Below are 14,679 nucleotides of genomic sequence, written 5' to 3' on the forward strand. Positions count from 1 at the left end.
AGCGCGCAATGAAATTCGCAGCCCGAGGACAAGGAGTGCAGGCTGCCTCCACTGCCAAGACTAGCGTGAGAGACTTCGCTTGTCTGTTGGGCGGCGATCGACGTGAATACATCGGCGTGACTGCTGCAGGTGTGCTGATCGGCGCTGCCGAAGGCCTGATTCACCCCTTGCTGATCAAGGCAATTCTTGATCATGCGTCGTCCAGCGGCGAAGTTGAAAGGGTGATTATCTTGGTGCTCGGCTATCTGGTGCTTGGCATATCCCTGAATGCTGGCGCCTACGCCACCTCGTTGTGGCAGCAACGCCTGGATAACAGGATCGTGAGGCGAATCAGTGCGGATCTGCTTGGAGCGTTCTACACCGAAAACTACCGTTGTTTCCTCCGCAATGGGGTCGGGCACTACGTATCGCGCATACGAGCGGATGTAAAGGATGGGTTGGTTCCGATGCTTGCGTTGGTGCGAGTGCTTGCGACGAAGATCTCCATGTTGCTGGCCCTGGTCTCCGCATTGATCCTCATCTCCTGGCAAGCATTTGCCGTGCTGGTGGTCATCATTCCCGTGGCGACAGTCGTGAGCTTGTCTGTCGGCAACAGAATCCGCCACCTGACATCGACCGAGCGGGAAAATGAAGCCGACGTGCTCGGTCTGCTGACCAAGGCCGTTGGAAGCATCAAGATGGTTTGCGGCTTTGGGCTTGTGAACAAGACGGTCAAGGAATTCGATAACGGTATGGGCGTATTGCTTGATACCGGCTACAAGCGATTCAAGGCCGTCCGCACCCTGCAGGGTGCCAGTGACCTGACCATGGTGCTGTCGGATGTCTGCTCGATCTTTGTTGGCGCATTGTTCGTCCTTCAGAGAAAGATGACGTTCGGCTCATTCATTGCCTTCATGAATTCATTCTGGCGGGCCGCGACGACATTGATCGCGATCTTCAAGCACTGGGCCGAGCTCCAGAGCCATGGCGCAACCGTTCATCGGATCACCCAATTCCTTCATGGTCACGAGACGCCTAATTTCGACGTCAGCGACGGCGTGATCGCCATGGATGTTGGCTTCTCCTACAACGCGGCCGACGTGCTGCGGAATGTATCGGTGGCCTGGAAGGCCGGGCGCCGCGTTCTGATCACGGGCGACAACGGATCCGGGAAGACAACGTTTGCCAACATTCTGGCAAGATGCCTGTACCCGACGCAGGGGGGCGTTTCGCTTCCTTCCCGGATCAGTGCCGCTACGCTGCCACTTGCATTTCCACCGCTGAGGGTTGGACAGCTTGACGTCGAGCAGCGCCTGCTCCAGTCCTTTAGCCTGGACTGTCCGGAAATCCTAACGGCCTATCCCGACCAGCTGTCAGCCGGGCAGCAGCAGAAGCTCGCATTGGCCATGGTGCTCAGCAAAGCAGCGGATCTTTATGTGCTGGATGAGCCCCTCGCAAACCTGGATACCAGCGCTCAGGACGTCGCGATGCGAGAGATCATGGCATGGACCGAAGGCGGAACCCTAGTGATGATCATGCATGGCGGCAGCCGGTTCCGAGACCTCTTCGACGAATGTCACCACCTTGGGTCGCTGGAGCAGCCCTCACCGAGTGTGTTCAGCCCCGACCAACCGCGGGCGACGTCAGGAAGGCAGAGAACCTTAGTGGCGAACCACGGAAATGCTTCATGATGATTTTCTACTACGTCAAGGTCGCTCTGCGCAACGCAGCGAGAAGCAAGGTCGTCACCGGATTGATGGTTCTGGCGATCGCCGTCGGTATTGGTGCCTGCATGGCTACGCTGACCGTCATGCGCCTGCTGTCGGGCGATCCACTTCCGGGAAAGAGTGCCCGCATCTTCTACCCTCAGGTCGATGTGAACCCTGCTTCCAGAGGACGCGAGCCGTACGACGTACTGGATTACCGGACTGCCCACGATCTGTGGTCGTCCAGCCAGGCCGACAGGCAGACGATGGTCGTGTCGAGCCCGGTGAAAGTACGATCAGATCTGACCGGTACCGTTCCATTGATGGTGTCTTCGACCTCGACCACAGCGGACTTTTTCCCGATGTTCGAGGTGCCGATTCAGTACGGGCGAGCGTGGACGCAGGAGGACGATAGGCGGCGCAGCCGGGTAGTTGTCATATCCGATCGCCTGAATCGGCAACTGTTCGGAGGTCGTGACAGCGTCGGTCAGACCCTCAGTGTCAAAGATGCGAAGCTGCAAGTGATAGGCGTGCTCAAGCCATGGCGCCCTGCGCCCCTGTTTTACAAAATCCGAGGGGGGCGCTTCTCTGGTGGCAAGACCTCAGGATTCTATGGCGCAGCCGATGATGTCCTTCTCCCGATGTCAGCGAGCCTTGAGATAAACGAAGGGGACTTCCAGCCCTTTACGTGCTGGGCCGCCCCAGAGCGCAGCGGCGTCCTGCAGGGGTCACCGTGCGTGGCGGTCGGTGTATGGGTGGAGCTTGGCAGTCGGGAGAAGGTCGCAAACTACCGTCGCTATCTCGCCAACTATGCCAGCGAGCAGAAGCGCCTGGGTCGTATTGCGCATGACCAGAACACTCGTATGCCATCGCTGATGGAGTGGCTGGACTTCAATCGCGTCGTACCCAGTGATGTGAAGGTTCAGGCCGTTCTGTCATTCGCATTTCTCATCATCTGCCTGGCGAATGTCGTGGGCCTGTTGCTGGCCAAGTTCATGAGGCATGGCGGAGAGATTGGACTGCGGCGGGCGTTGGGAGCGAGCAGGACAGCGGTGTTTACGCAGTGCCTTGTGGAGGCGGGGGTCATTGGCATCATTGGTGGGGTCGCTGGCCTGCTTCTGACTCTGTTCGCCTTATGGGCGATTCGCACCCAGCCGGTGGCATACGCAGACCTGATACGCCTGGACGTCACCATGTTCATCGCTACGTTTGTCCTGTCTTTGGTGAGCAGTTTGCTGGCCGGTGCCCTTCCGGCCTACCGGGCCAGCTCGATCCAGCCAGTGGCCCAATTGAAGCTGCTATAGCGGAGTCCATCATGCAAGTGGGAATCATCGTCGCCGCCCTGCGAAAGCATCGATTGGCCACGTTTCTGATAGCAGCGGAGATTGCACTGGCATGCGCAGTGCTCTGCAATGCAATCTTCATGTTTATGGAAAGACGTCGGGCACTGAATTTGGACAGCGGGATCCAGGAGTCTGCGCTTGGTGTCGTTCAACTCTCTGGTTTCAGCTCGGACAACGCCAATGACATCAATGCCCGTGTGACGAGTGCCCTCAGGGCGATTCCCGGTGTCGAGTCGGTGGGGGTGATAAGCGCTGTGCCTTTTGGAGAGCCGGGAATCCGGGCCGGCGTGAGCACCGACGAGGAGCTGGAGCAACCTGGTGGCGTGCTGGATTTCTACCTGGGAGACTCCGCTGCGCTCCAGGCGTTGAGCTTGAGGCTTGTCGCGGGCAGGATGCCAGAGCCGGCGGAGTACACGCCTGTTGCTCAGTACGTCCCTTCGAATGCGCCCGTGCTGATTACCCAACAATTGGCGGAGCGCTATTGGCCCGGCCAGAGCGCCGTGGGGCGGAGCCTGTGGGCGTTGGATACGCGATTCACTGTCATCGGCGTCGTCGAGCATCTCATCATCTCGCAACCCGGCGGTGGCGAGGCCTTGGGAAATGATTGGTCCCTCTTCGTGCCAGCAAGTCCTGGGCCATACCTTGCAGGACGTTACATCGTTCGAGCAATGCCCGACGATCTCCCGCGGGTATTTGGCCAAGTAGCAAGGGTGGTGTCATCTGCCGCCCCTGATGTGGTCTTCGATCAATCCGCCAGTCGAATGTTGACTGAGCTCCGTACAGAGTTCTTCCATGACGCAACGGTAATGATGGGACTTCTGGCGGGCGTCATCGCCGCGCTCCTCGGTGCTACTGCACTCGGCATCGGCGGGTTGGCGAGCTACTGGGTGGAGCAGCGCCGCAAGCAGATCGGGATCCGCCGCGCATTGGGAGCAACACGATGGGACGTGCTTCGCTACTTCCAGATCGAAAATTTCATGATCGTGAGCGTCGGCGTCGCCGCAGGCCTGGTGCTGGCCTACGGACTGAATCTGGCGCTGATGCGCTTCTATGAATTGCCCCGGCTGCCCGCGATGTACTTGCCACTTGGCGCCGCGGCGCTATGGATACTCGGCCAGTTCGCAGTACTTGCGCCGGCGCTGAAGGCATCGATGATCACGCCTGTTCAGGCGATCCGGTCGTTCTGAATTGATCTAAGGGCGCCTGAAAGGCGTCTCCCTAAAGCGCGAGGCGGAAAATGTTGAGAATGCAGGGATTGAGCAAGATCTTTCAGGTCGAACATGTGCGAACGCATGCCTTGAGGGAGGTTGACCTTCACGTAGGCGAAGGGGAGTTCCTCGCTGTTACCGGTCCCTCGGGCTCTGGCAAGTCCACATTGCTCAACATTGCTGGTCTTTTGGAGGATGTGACGACGGGTACGTACACACTGGATGGCCGGGATGTGTCCAGACTCAGTGACGGCAATCGAAGTCGGATCAGGAATGAAAAGGTTGGTTTCATCTTCCAGGGCTTTAATCTGATCCCTGATCTGACACTCTACGACAATGTCGATGTGCCCTTGAGGTATCGCGGACTCGGCGTGAAAGAGCGCACTGAAAGAATCATCCGCGTACTGCAGCGTGTCGGCCTCGGCTCCCGAATGCATCACTTTCCACGAGCACTGTCTGGTGGACAGCAGCAGCGCGCAGCCATCGCGCGAGCGTTGGCTGGCCGCCCGCGGCTCCTGTTGGCGGATGAGCCGACAGGCAATCTGGACGGCGAAATGGCGGGAACTGTCATGGAGCTGCTGCAGGAGATCAACGCTGGCGGCGCCACGATCATCATGGTCACCCATGATCCTGATCTCGCCCTGAAGGCGACCAGAAACGTGCACATTGTGGACGGTACCCTCAGTGACAGATTCAGGCCCGATGTGAATCTTGTGGTCGCTTAGCCGCTTAGCCGCTTAGCCGCTTAGCCGCCTGACGGCTTTGCCGGCTACCGGCAAGCTGACGGATCGGACTCCGCCGGCTTGTGCCGCATCACGTCCCCCCACCCCGATCCAACTGCCGATACCCGATCGCCTCCGCCACATGCGCGGTCTTGATCTCCTCCTGATGTCCCAGATCCGCCAACGTCCGCGCCACTCGCAGGATGCGATGCATCGAGCGCGCCGACAGCTGCAACCGTTCCACAGCATCCTCCAACAGCTGCTGATCCTCCCGCGACAACCGGCAATGCGCGCTCAGCTCGAACGGCAGTAGCTGGGCATTGGCCTTTCCGCTGCGCAGCAGCTGCACCTCCCGCGCGGCCACCACCCGGGCGCGAACACTCGCGCTGTCTTCGCCCAGCGGCGCGTCATCGCGCAGCTCGCGCGGGTCCAGCCGCGGCACCTCGACGTGCAGGTCGATGCGGTCCATCAACGGCCCGGAAACCCGCCCCCGGTAACGCTGGATCACCTCTTCGCTGCAGAGGCATCGGCCACTGCGATCGCCGGCCCAGCCGCACGGGCAGGGGTTCATCGCCGCAACCAGCTGAAACCGCGCGGGAAAGCGCTCCGTCCTTGCCGCGCGGCTGACCACGGCCACCCCGGATTCGATCGGCTCGCGCATGACCTCCAGCGCGTGCCGGCTCCACTCCGGGACTTAGTGTTTGTCAACCGTTCTTGGCGATGTTGTCACGGGTCAGTGGGAGGAGCGTTGGCTATGCAGTTGGGCCCAGCAGCAGACGCTGGGCAGAATTCGGTCAAGACAAGCAACACCCAGGGGGCGGCACTCGATCGACGCGGATCAGCGTTCTCGGGAAATTGCCTCTGCCCTGCCGTTTGTCGGAAACCTCGGCTAGGGGTCTTTTTACAGAAGTTGAACGGTGGTACGGTTTTCGTACATCCATGATGCGATTCCGGGGGGAGCATGAACGACAAAAAGCAGGAGATCGAAGCGTGTCTTGAGAAATTCTGGGACGATATGGCGATTGATGTGGGTGAGGATCCTCAAGACACTGGCTCCCTGATCGGTGCGCCCTTGGATTCCTTGACCGTGATGGAGGTGATGCTGGAAATCGACAAGTTGCTCAATCGAAAGATTCCAGCGGACATCGTGATCCGCAAAGGTGGATATGAATCGCGGGAGCAATTCGTCGAACAATTGACCGCGGAGGTTCTAAAGTACGTGGCAGAGCATGCCGATGACTAGTCTCGAAAGGGATGCTCAGCGGGCAGGGATGGCGGAGCGGCTGCGGCAGTCTCGGGAGTATGTAGGTCTATCTCAAGAGGAAGTTGCCATCGCCCTTGGGATTTCGCGCCCAGCGGTGACTCATATCGAATCGGGCAGTCGAAAAGTGGAGGCGACTGAACTAAGCATCTTGGCGCGCTTGTACCGAAGGACGCTTGAATACTTGCTCACCGGGAGGGAGCCGCCGCCGCAAGGGCCGGAGCAGCTGGCTTTCCTGGCGCGGGCAATCAAGGGTCTCTCAGGGCGTGACCTCGATGAGGTGGCGCGCTTCGCCGAGTTTTTGAAGCAATCAACCAAGGTCAGTCGAAAGGAGTAAGGAATGCTCCCTCACATCAAGAACGCCGCCAGGCGAGCCGCTGAGATCTATCAAGACTCCGGTGCCAAGGCCCGTGTGGAGCACGATGGCTATACGCGTGTAGATCCCTTCTTAATCGCGGGGGGGGAAGGCGTTCCTGTACTTCTGCGACCCATGGACAAGCTTCTCGGAGCGTTCATCCGAGACGAGGTGTCCGGCATCCTCGTCAATTCCGAGCGGTCGGCGGGACTGATCCACCTGACGTGTGCCCACGAGCTCGGACATTACTTCATGGGTCACGGCACTACAGCCGACGATTCGATGGAATTTGGGACCAAAGTGGAACGTCAGGAACAGGAGGCGGATTGGTTCGCGTACCAACTGTTGGCCTCCCGCAGTCTGCTCGCCACTATCATGCGCCGAAAGGGCTGGAGCATTCAGTCGCTGAAGCACCCGGTTACACTTTACCAGCTGTCTCTGAGGCTCGGAATTAGCTATACGGCGACGGCTTGGTCTCTCGCGCGCCAAAAACTCTTGCATACTGGTGAGGTCAAGGAACTCCTGAAGATCCAGCCGATCGACATCAAACAGGCGCTGCTCAAAGGGCAGAATTTTGAATCTCGTAGGGAGGTATGGCTCCTCGACGAAAGTGATCGTGCGAGCGTGCTGGAGCCGCGTGCGGATGACCAGGTCCTGGTTCGTTTGAGAAGCAACGCCTCATCGGGCTACCTCTGGTCGTTGAGTGAGCTAGCATCGGAAGGTTTCCAGATTCGCCCGATATCGTGTCTATCCGAAGAGGTGGTCGATCCGAGGCAAATCGTTTTCGGCACCGCCACCGCGGAATTTCTACTGACCTACGACGACCCTGCGAGTCTTCCAGACGGCGAAACGCGTGCTTTTTCTATGCAAGAGCAGCGGCCTTGGTTGAAGGGGGGCGAAGCTATCGCGACGTTCGAAACGAGGGCTAAGTTTGAGCAAATCGGGCCTGGTCTGACGCGAGTCGCAAAGCGGAAGTTGCTGAGCGAGGCCTCGATCGCTTGATCATCAAGGAAGAAATAGCGCTGCCGCAGGCAAACAATGCTGCACGTGACCAAGGGCAGCGCCCGACCTGCATTGCGTTCGCCCTATCGGAGCTAAATCTCCGATTCGCTCCGCAGAGTGAGGTGCTGAGTCCCGAGTACGTCTATCAAGCTGCGGCCACACTGACGTCCAATTGGGCCTCGGGTGATGGTGTCTCCTTAGGACTCGCGCTCCAAGTGGCATCGCCCGGGCAACCTACCGAGCAGGACTTCCCGTATCAGGCAACGGAGCCGTCACCGCCTGTTTCGTTGCCGCCAGTTGGTTTGTGCCTCTATGGAAGAGCGCTGGATCTGCTTCCGCACGATCCTGATTCAATTGCCGACGCGATTCGAAGGAATCTTCCCGTGGGCATCGGCATGAGGTTGACTCAGAGCTTCTTCATTCCGGCGAGCGGAGTGGTCACGTTTGAGCAGTTGCCCATGCCGAACGCACTACATGCAGTAGCGGTTGTTGGGCTTGGCAGGGCCGACGACGGCGCCGCCTTTTTCCGAATTCGCAACAGTTGGGGCGACAGGTGGGGAGCGCGCGGGCAGGCTTGGCTTCCCGAAATTTACATTCGCGAGCACGTTATCTGTGCGTTTGGAGGGTGAGAGTGGCTAAGGTATTTACTGGTGAAAGGCTAGTTCCTGTCTGGGTCTCCGCAGTGCGTAGCCTGAACGAAGCCCCTCAGAGGACGGATCGAAACTATGTCCTGGAGATAGACTCCTCGACCATCCTCGGCGGCGGCGACTTGGACGTCATCAACGAAGTTGACGCTGCGCTTAGAGCTCGGGGTGATGGCGGTGGCGTGTTCACAGTTGCCGGGACCATCTTTCCGCAAGGACCATATCTGCGTTTTGGCCGTCCCGACTTCTACAAGCGTTACCTTGAGCCCATGAAGTCAGGGAAGAAGCAGGGGACTTGGGGGACGTACGCGATGCGCATGATGGATCGCGCCCACCCCAAATCGGGAAAGACCAGTAATCCTCTGGAAACGATCGTTAGCAAGCTCCGGACAACCAAGGACGAGCGCAAAATTCTGTCCGCCTACGAGCTCGGCGTTCACGATGTGAACGACCTACTTGACGGCGAAGTGGGTTGCGAACTTCCCATCTACGAGCCGGCGATAGACGGAGGGCGCGCGACCAACATCCCCTGTCTCAGCCACTTGAGCTTTAAGCTCGCCCCTTCGAAGGGCACGGTCGATCTGACCGCAGTCTATCGATCCCACCACTACGCGAAAAGAGCCCTTGGCAACTTGGTCGGGCTGAGTCAGCTATTGCACTTTGTCAGCAAAGAGTCCGGCTACGACCCCGGGGTCTTGACCTGTGTGAGTACGCTGGCTCACTTGGATGTGAGTTCGTTCGGAGGTGCCGATGCTGCAACCGCGTTGATAAAACGGTGGCCTTAGAGCCCTCGGGATCAGAGCAGAGTCGCTTGATGGGCCCGGTCCAAGGCGTTGGCTGGCAGTCCATAGAAGCTACGCATGCCTTCTCGAAATTCCCGGACTCCGCCATAGCTAGGATGGCGTATGGTGATCACCTTGACGCCAAAACGCTGCGCATACGATGCAGCGTCCTGCCCGATCGCAACGATGTGCCGGATGTTCAACCAAGAGATCAGAACGCTATTCAACTCTTCAACTTGGGAGAGCTCGCGGGCTGTGAATCGACGATTGGTGAACGGGCTGTCGGGCTCGTGGGGGTGAAGCGGGAAAACGTTCCACAAGAGCGGGGGCGTTTCGATTGCTCTGAGTGCGGACCAAATCTCTGCTGCTGTACGTTCTGCCAGGGCTGGGCCTCTCGTAGCTTGGTGCGAATGGGAGCCGGGATAGCGCCTGGCCAGCTCCGGAAGATGGAACTCATCGGTCAAGGCAAGGCCAGTTCGGCGACCGCCGCGATAACCCAAGTCCCTGCCCATCCAGATCGTGTCCACGCCAATCTTTGACACCGCTGCTAGGTAGGTGCGTAGATTCCTTCTCCTGCACTCAGCAGCATCCATACGATCGTGCACAGGGCAAACGTCCGCATACGGATTGAAAACGTTGTCTAGGCTGAGGGCGGAGAGTGCTTTAACGAAGGCGATTGGGGTCATTGCGTTGCTTGGGAATCAATAGGTCGAAACGAAAGTTCGTGGTTAGCCATGTCAACTTTGACCACTCCGCCACGGTGGATTGTAAGTAGGCGAAACACTTCAAATCCCTTCAGGATAGCTAGCTCCCACTGCCACAGCTTGCATCGGGCCACCTCGTAGCCATCGACCATGCTCTGGATCTGCTTCAGAAGCCCGTAATCGAGTTTGCCGGCCTTCACGCCATTGTAGAACTCAAACTGCTTGGCGTGATTGAAGATCCAGGTGGCAATGCCTTCCTCGATGATCATGGCGCGCGCCCCGTCTTCGTTCTCATCAATCTTCCTGTCCGATTTTCGCTTGCGCTTAAGCAGCCCCCTCACAACGGGCGACCATCCAAGATAGGCAATGTAGGCAAGATGAAAAACATCATGAAAGCGGTAATCGTCCGCTTCATTGCTGTTATCGGTGAGGCGATCCCCGATAAATACGCCGTTGAGCATCTGGACCACATATCCATCACGTTCGACAAACTCGATCTCGAACTCCCTGGGGAACTGCTCGTGGGCACCGAACTTGGTGTCTGGGTCGAAGTAGGCTGGATAGATCTTCTCGTCACCCGGCCATCGGCTAGAAATCTTGGAGAGGTTGTCGCGTGCAACGCTCTCGACGCGCAGGTCGAAGCAGCCACAGGTGAGAACCCATTCTGCAAACAGGGTGCCAAAGTGCTCCCGCTGAGCTGGGGGGCTCAGCGCTCGAAGTTGAGTCAACGACGTGTCGGCCAAGCTCCCGGCGCTACTAGCAAGTTTGCCGAGCTGTCTGACTCTGTCCAGATCCCATCCTTCTTTGTGGGTATCAAGAAGTCCGTCAATCTGCCTGAAGCTTACGGGTTCAGACACGGGGCGATCGTTGTCTCCGAACCGTTTGCGCAGTCGACGGATGCAGTGTTCGCCAAGCTCATTGGGCGAAATGCCAAGAAAGGCCGCCGTGCTGAACAGGTACCAGAGTGCGTCGCCAAGCTCTTCGGCGGCTAGCGCGCTTTCCGGATTTGTCAGCTGATCGCGCACAGACTTCTTTACCGAGGCAAGCAGTCCTCCCGTCTCCCCAAAGTACCCGAACCGGAGGTTGTCGAACTCGTCGGGCGTGTTCTCGAAGCGATTAGTTCGCCGAGCCTTAAGAGCATACTCGGGCAACGAGAGTGGCGGTGGCTGGGGTAGCGCGCGTGTCATCTAGCAGTCCTTCGCTGAGAGGGGTCATCAGGGTAGTAACGCTTGCGTTCTCATCAGGAGTATATCGGCTCGCACGCGCCTACAGCAGGCGATAAGTGTGGCTCGGTCAGCATCAACCGCACCCATAAGCAAGGCGCGACTGCGAACCGTCATCGTCACATCGTAGTGGGGATAGCGCCCCTTATTCTGAAACCACCGGCGCCGCAGCCCGAGTCGTGCCGCAAAGTCGTGAAGTTCTTCTATGGAATCGGCTACTAGGTGGCACCATTCCTTGCCGCGCCAGCGAATGCCTTCTGAATCCACGTAGACGGCCATATGGGCTCGCAAATGTGCAAATAATATGCAAAACTTTAGCACATATGGCCGAGCGATTCCATACACGAGAGGATGCCCTGCAGCTAGGGGGGCGCATGCGCGAAGCCCGAAATAGGGCTGGAATGACGCTTTTTTTTGTATCGGAGCAGACCGGTGTCGATCCTGGGCAGATTTCCAAAATGGAGCGCGGGAAAATGGTCACGCTCTCCAAAAATGTTCAGAAAATTTGCAAATTTCTAAGATTGCCCGCTTTTCCGGGGCCGGCACCCAAGACTGAGCTTGGCGCGAGGGTTGATGCGTTGATAGCAGGAGTTCCGGGCAGCGAGGCCGGGGTTGCCAAACTTATCGGCGCAATCGAGGAGTTGGTCCGAAGCACGACCTAGCTCGGCGCCTGCGCACCTTTAGGCTGAGTGGCGCGACCTAGTCCTCAAGCCTCGTCGCAGCGGTATGCTACCGATACGCATACGCGCCGCGCGGCGACTCAGGGAGGGGAACATGGAAGGCGTTGAGAATCGCATCGACGAACTGATCCGGCGAACAAGGATCACCACCAGGTCGAGGTATCGAGCAAGCGAACGACTTGAGCGACACCACAAGTTCTCCCAGTGGACCGTCTCGCTGATATCTGCAGCGCTAGTATTTGTGCCCATGATGCAAGCATTTAATATCCAGCTTGGCGTAGACGCAATTTATCTTAATGCAACACAAGCCGTGCTTGCAGTACTCGTTCTGGTCTACTCCTTGCTTCTTGGTCAAGAGAACTTCATTTCGCGATCAGAGGCGATGCATCGAAATGGGGTAGAGCTAGGGCGGTTTGCTCGAAAGCTCGCGGGTATCAGTGGCTCTGTCAGGGATCAGTACTACATCGCACTTACCGAGGAGTACTACGATATCTTGGAGAAGTACGGAAACCACAAGCCTATTGACTACTTGCTCACACAGCTGACGGAGAAGCCGAGCACCGGGTCTGAATGGCTAACCTATGTGGCGCGGTGGCTCAAGGCTCGGGTCGTCACCATACTCATCTTCTCTCACTATTTCGTCGCGATGACCTTTGTGGGGTACGTTTTCTTTAAGCTCTTCCTGGCTATCAGAATGGTAGAATAAATAGGTAGATAGAGGCCTGAGCGGCCGCCGAAGCCTATCACCGAGCTAAAAGAGCGCGCATTCAAGACTGACATATGTGCGCTTCACAGCCTGAGTCTCCAAAGTTGCGTAACGATGGCCCATGGGGTGGTTAGATTGGGTGCCATATCCCGCGTGCCGCTCCCCGAACCATTAAGCAGATTGCAGTTCCAGTTAGCTCCAAACTGACTCCTCCAAGGGGACCTCAGCAGGGCGCTTGCTGGGCAGGGAAGCAACTGGCGATCGGCCACTTGATCCGCTCAGACTTAATGCGCTGTCCACGAATGTCCCCCAGCCCAGGCGACCGCATCGCAATGATTACCTTTGATCCCCCAGCGCTTGAAGCCGGTTTGCGTGACGCGATCACTCGATTAGGTACCGCTTTCGGAATCGATTGGGAAGGACGTGAACTGGACCCCAGTCTTGATCTGGATCTAGTCGATGACGCTGTTCTTTCTTTAGATACAATGGTCAGGCTGGATTTCCCCAGTTCAGAAGAGTCGGCTAACTTGCCGGTAAAAGAGTTGGTGGCCCTCGCGCTTGAGGTTACGGATCCGGCGACAACGTGCGACGGTCTCATCTACCACTCGAGTCTTCGGACAGTAATCAGAGTGAAGTCACAGGACCTTCGGTCTGAGGGATTCGTTGAAAAGATCAGCTCATTGGAATCCAGCGCCGGCAGGACCATCGCCGAGGTAGCCGGGCGTTCCGCATCAATTGCTCTGTTGTCGCTGTCGACACACTTCGGTGCAGCGGTTGTGGTAATGGATCACTTCTACGACAAATACAATCCCCCGTTGGGCTGGGATGAGGTTTTTGTCGAAGTACACCATCCGCAAGGGGCGACGAAAGAAGATGCCAATGCTCTAGTGCAGGCCTATCTTTTTGAGCTGCACGTCACCCTAGGCTTGGAATTCTCGGAGGCTCCCCGCCCAGTCGATTTTGACATCGAGTACCCCGAAGACGAGGAGATCGGGGACTTGGTCCAAAGGGCAGCCAGCATGAGGCCACTACTTACCGGGCCAGGCCTGTTAGAAGTACTTTCCGAGTTCAATAGCGCAAACGGCCTGCATGTCGACGCCGCCGCGCTACTCGTCTACGCAAAATGCATTGAGTACGTGTCTGCCACGGTAGTCAGGGAGAAGCAGTACGAGGACCTTCGTAAGCGTCTATTGTCCAGAGATGCGCTCAGCCCCAATGCAGAGTTCATGGATGGGCTACTTGTTCTCTTCGAGGAGAATCGAATCTTCACCCGCGACGCAGAGGCGCTACGTTTGTCGATTGAGCGCTGCTGTGATCCGCTTCCGATGAAGCCACATGCACCACGGATTCTTCGGAGCTTCTCCAAGATCGAACCAGGCAGTTCTGCGGAGCAGCGCAGACAGGCGCTCGTGGACCTGGCTGCTGTGCTCTCTGCGTCTAGGAATCAGCTCGCTCACGCTAAGGCCAACTATCGTGCCACTGGGAAGGAGTGCCCCGCTGAGCAGCTTTCGGGCTTGGTCTCATGCGCACGAATTGCTGCCGAGCAGTGCATCCGTTGGTACGCTTCACGCTCAGAAGAGCTACGCCGAACCTGACAAGGCAGCACTCAGTCTTTCCGCATGGAGATCGTCTCCGATCATTCCAGTAGCGCCAAGAATCACTTCGATACGATTTGGAATGCAGCGCGGATTGTATTCCCGGATATGGCACCACGGGCCGCGGGCTTCCAGCAACTGGCCACACACGGTCCGGCTGCGGTCAAAATTGCCAAGCCGGCCAAATCGAGTGGATGAATAGCCCGCGCTCTGGTGGAGCGTTAGCGTCCCCGTCGCCGCATCGGTCCGCGCTCCGTTCAGGACGCATACTCGTTCCTTAGACGAGCTGCGGGCTAACACTCCATCCACCAGTACGCGCGAATCGTCGCGTCATGGGTACGGCTACGGTCTGCAGCAGGAGTTCATTCCCGCGCAATGCTTGCAGCAGAACGACATGGTGGAACGGGTGATGCGCATGCTGAAGGAGCGGTGCGTGCGTCGGCATCTCTTCGAAAGCAAGGCGCACGCCCGGACGGTGATCGTCGCTGGATCTCGTTCTGCAACGGCAAGCGCCCACACTGGGCGTCGAAGATGATGACGCCCGATGCGGCCTATGCCGCTGCATTAACCCAATGGCCTGAGCATAAAACGGTGGGTAATTGCAAATCCGCGATGGCAGCCCGGGAATTTTGAGAAGAACGCGAAAGCCGTGCGTCAGTTGAACGTACTCGCTGCCTTGAAGGGCGTAACCTTCGCTCAGCTTGCACTTGCTTAGTTGCTTGCCGAAGGCAACGACACCGTACGATCCTCGGTTTTAGGAAGGCGGAGC

At 57.9% G+C, this 14,679-nt stretch carries 16 protein-coding genes and 1 pseudogene; 13 read left to right on the forward strand and 4 right to left on the reverse strand.

Features of this window, described 5'->3' with window-relative positions; all coding sequences use genetic code 11:
- The first annotated feature begins 8 nt into the window (after positions 1–8).
- The 4 genes from ABE472_RS05185 to ABE472_RS05200 are packed head-to-tail and all read left to right on the forward strand — an operon-like array spanning position 9 to position 4,961.
- Entirely contained in the window at positions 9–1,670 is a 1,662-nt protein-coding gene (locus ABE472_RS05185) for an ABC transporter ATP-binding protein (protein ID WP_346463329.1), read from the forward strand.
- Positions 1,670–2,989 carry an ABC transporter permease gene (locus tag ABE472_RS05190; protein ID WP_346463441.1) on the forward strand — a complete coding sequence of 440 codons (1,320 nt, stop codon included), beginning with the start codon at positions 1,670–1,672 and terminating at the stop codon, positions 2,987–2,989. Before ABE472_RS05185 ends, ABE472_RS05190 begins: the two co-directional genes overlap by 1 nt.
- 11 nt (positions 2,990–3,000) lie before the next feature.
- Positions 3,001–4,215 carry an FtsX-like permease family protein gene (locus ABE472_RS05195; RefSeq protein ID WP_346463327.1) on the forward strand — a complete coding sequence of 405 codons (1,215 nt, stop codon included), beginning with the start codon at positions 3,001–3,003 and terminating at the stop codon, positions 4,213–4,215.
- 50 nt (positions 4,216–4,265) lie between these two features.
- Entirely contained in the window at positions 4,266–4,961 is a 696-nt protein-coding gene (locus ABE472_RS05200; RefSeq protein ID WP_346463325.1) for an ABC transporter ATP-binding protein, read from the forward strand.
- A gap of 88 nt (positions 4,962–5,049) precedes the next feature.
- Here the strand turns inward: ABE472_RS05200 and ABE472_RS05205 are convergent.
- Positions 5,050–5,683 (reverse strand): annotated as a pseudogene (locus ABE472_RS05205) (ATP-binding protein); the annotation flags it as partial.
- Positions 5,684–5,919: 236 nt separating this feature from the next.
- Here ABE472_RS05205 and ABE472_RS05210 point away from each other — a divergent pair.
- The 4 genes from ABE472_RS05210 to ABE472_RS05225 all read left to right on the forward strand — a co-directional run bounded on the left by ABE472_RS05210 (position 5,920) and on the right by ABE472_RS05225 (position 9,005).
- Positions 5,920–6,201 (forward strand): hypothetical protein, encoded by a 282-nt coding sequence (locus ABE472_RS05210; protein ID WP_346465748.1) that lies wholly within the window; start codon positions 5,920–5,922, stop codon positions 6,199–6,201.
- A gap of 358 nt (positions 6,202–6,559) precedes the next feature.
- Complete coding sequence (locus ABE472_RS05215; protein WP_346465750.1) at positions 6,560–7,576, forward strand: ImmA/IrrE family metallo-endopeptidase; 1,017 nt, start codon at positions 6,560–6,562, stop codon at positions 7,574–7,576.
- Positions 7,573–8,205: a C1 family peptidase gene (locus ABE472_RS05220; protein ID WP_346465752.1), complete on the forward strand. Its 633-nt coding sequence runs from the start codon at positions 7,573–7,575 to the stop codon at positions 8,203–8,205. The genes ABE472_RS05215 and ABE472_RS05220 overlap by 4 nt, the downstream gene beginning before the upstream one ends.
- A 2-nt stretch (positions 8,206–8,207) precedes the next feature.
- Positions 8,208–9,005 (forward strand): hypothetical protein, encoded by a 798-nt coding sequence (locus ABE472_RS05225; RefSeq protein WP_346465754.1) that lies wholly within the window; start codon positions 8,208–8,210, stop codon positions 9,003–9,005.
- Positions 9,006–9,016: 11 nt separating this feature from the next.
- Here ABE472_RS05225 and ABE472_RS05230 read toward each other — a convergent pair whose 3' ends face one another.
- The 3 genes from ABE472_RS05230 to ABE472_RS05240 all read right to left on the reverse strand — a co-directional run bounded on the left by ABE472_RS05230 (position 9,017) and on the right by ABE472_RS05240 (position 11,208).
- A complete protein-coding gene (locus ABE472_RS05230) occupies positions 9,017–9,529 on the reverse strand; it encodes a uracil-DNA glycosylase (protein ID WP_346465756.1) in 513 nt (170 codons plus the stop codon).
- 155 nt (positions 9,530–9,684) lie between these two features.
- A complete protein-coding gene (locus ABE472_RS05235) occupies positions 9,685–10,893 on the reverse strand; it encodes a nucleoside triphosphate pyrophosphohydrolase family protein (RefSeq protein ID WP_346465758.1) in 1,209 nt (402 codons plus the stop codon).
- 27 nt (positions 10,894–10,920) lie between these two features.
- Positions 10,921–11,208 (reverse strand): DUF4031 domain-containing protein, encoded by a 288-nt coding sequence (locus ABE472_RS05240; protein WP_346465760.1) that lies wholly within the window; start codon positions 11,206–11,208, stop codon positions 10,921–10,923.
- 95 nt (positions 11,209–11,303) lie between these two features.
- On the opposite strand from ABE472_RS05240, the gene ABE472_RS05245 reads away from it, so the two are divergent.
- The 5 genes from ABE472_RS05245 to ABE472_RS05265 all read left to right on the forward strand — a co-directional run bounded on the left by ABE472_RS05245 (position 11,304) and on the right by ABE472_RS05265 (position 14,543).
- Positions 11,304–11,591 (forward strand): helix-turn-helix transcriptional regulator, encoded by a 288-nt coding sequence (locus ABE472_RS05245; RefSeq protein ID WP_346465762.1) that lies wholly within the window; start codon positions 11,304–11,306, stop codon positions 11,589–11,591.
- A 112-nt stretch (positions 11,592–11,703) separates the two neighbouring features.
- Positions 11,704–12,315, forward strand: a complete 612-nt coding sequence (locus tag ABE472_RS05250; protein WP_346465764.1) for an SLATT domain-containing protein — start codon at positions 11,704–11,706, stop codon at positions 12,313–12,315.
- 332 nt (positions 12,316–12,647) lie between these two features.
- The gene (locus tag ABE472_RS05255) at positions 12,648–13,910 is read left to right on the forward strand and encodes a hypothetical protein (RefSeq protein WP_346465766.1); all 1,263 of its coding nucleotides are present in this window, start codon (positions 12,648–12,650) and stop codon (positions 13,908–13,910) included.
- 24 nt (positions 13,911–13,934) lie between these two features.
- Positions 13,935–14,108: a hypothetical protein gene (locus ABE472_RS05260; RefSeq protein WP_346465768.1), complete on the forward strand. Its 174-nt coding sequence runs from the start codon at positions 13,935–13,937 to the stop codon at positions 14,106–14,108.
- A gap of 177 nt (positions 14,109–14,285) precedes the next feature.
- A complete protein-coding gene (locus tag ABE472_RS05265; RefSeq protein ID WP_346465770.1) occupies positions 14,286–14,543 on the forward strand; it encodes a hypothetical protein in 258 nt (85 codons plus the stop codon).
- Positions 14,544–14,679: the final 136 nt, after the last annotated feature.

It is taken from the genome of Stenotrophomonas sp. TWI809, assembly GCF_039673205.1.
GTDB lineage: Bacteria > Pseudomonadota > Gammaproteobacteria > Xanthomonadales > Xanthomonadaceae > Stenotrophomonas.

What these genes read in the sequence shown, in the direction of transcription:
- ABE472_RS05185 (WP_346463329.1), top strand. Translation starts at nt 9, where the DNA reads ATGAAATTCGCAGCCCGAGGACAAGGAGTGCAGGCTGCCTCCACTGCC.
- ABE472_RS05190 (WP_346463441.1), top strand. Translation starts at nt 1,670, where the DNA reads ATGATTTTCTACTACGTCAAGGTCGCTCTGCGCAACGCAGCGAGAAGC.
- ABE472_RS05195 (WP_346463327.1), top strand. Translation starts at nt 3,001, where the DNA reads ATGCAAGTGGGAATCATCGTCGCCGCCCTGCGAAAGCATCGATTGGCC.
- ABE472_RS05200 (WP_346463325.1), top strand. Translation starts at nt 4,266, where the DNA reads ATGTTGAGAATGCAGGGATTGAGCAAGATCTTTCAGGTCGAACATGTG.
- ABE472_RS05210 (WP_346465748.1), top strand. Translation starts at nt 5,920, where the DNA reads ATGAACGACAAAAAGCAGGAGATCGAAGCGTGTCTTGAGAAATTCTGG.
- ABE472_RS05215 (WP_346465750.1), top strand. Translation starts at nt 6,560, where the DNA reads ATGCTCCCTCACATCAAGAACGCCGCCAGGCGAGCCGCTGAGATCTAT.
- ABE472_RS05235 (WP_346465758.1), bottom strand. Translation starts at nt 10,893, where the DNA reads ATGACACGCGCGCTACCCCAGCCACCGCCACTCTCGTTGCCCGAGTAT.
- ABE472_RS05240 (WP_346465760.1), bottom strand. Translation starts at nt 11,208, where the DNA reads ATGGCCGTCTACGTGGATTCAGAAGGCATTCGCTGGCGCGGCAAGGAA.
- ABE472_RS05245 (WP_346465762.1), top strand. Translation starts at nt 11,304, where the DNA reads ATGCGCGAAGCCCGAAATAGGGCTGGAATGACGCTTTTTTTTGTATCG.
- ABE472_RS05250 (WP_346465764.1), top strand. Translation starts at nt 11,704, where the DNA reads ATGGAAGGCGTTGAGAATCGCATCGACGAACTGATCCGGCGAACAAGG.
- ABE472_RS05255 (WP_346465766.1), top strand. Translation starts at nt 12,648, where the DNA reads ATGATTACCTTTGATCCCCCAGCGCTTGAAGCCGGTTTGCGTGACGCG.
- ABE472_RS05260 (WP_346465768.1), top strand. Translation starts at nt 13,935, where the DNA reads ATGGAGATCGTCTCCGATCATTCCAGTAGCGCCAAGAATCACTTCGAT.
- ABE472_RS05265 (WP_346465770.1), top strand. Translation starts at nt 14,286, where the DNA reads ATGCTTGCAGCAGAACGACATGGTGGAACGGGTGATGCGCATGCTGAA.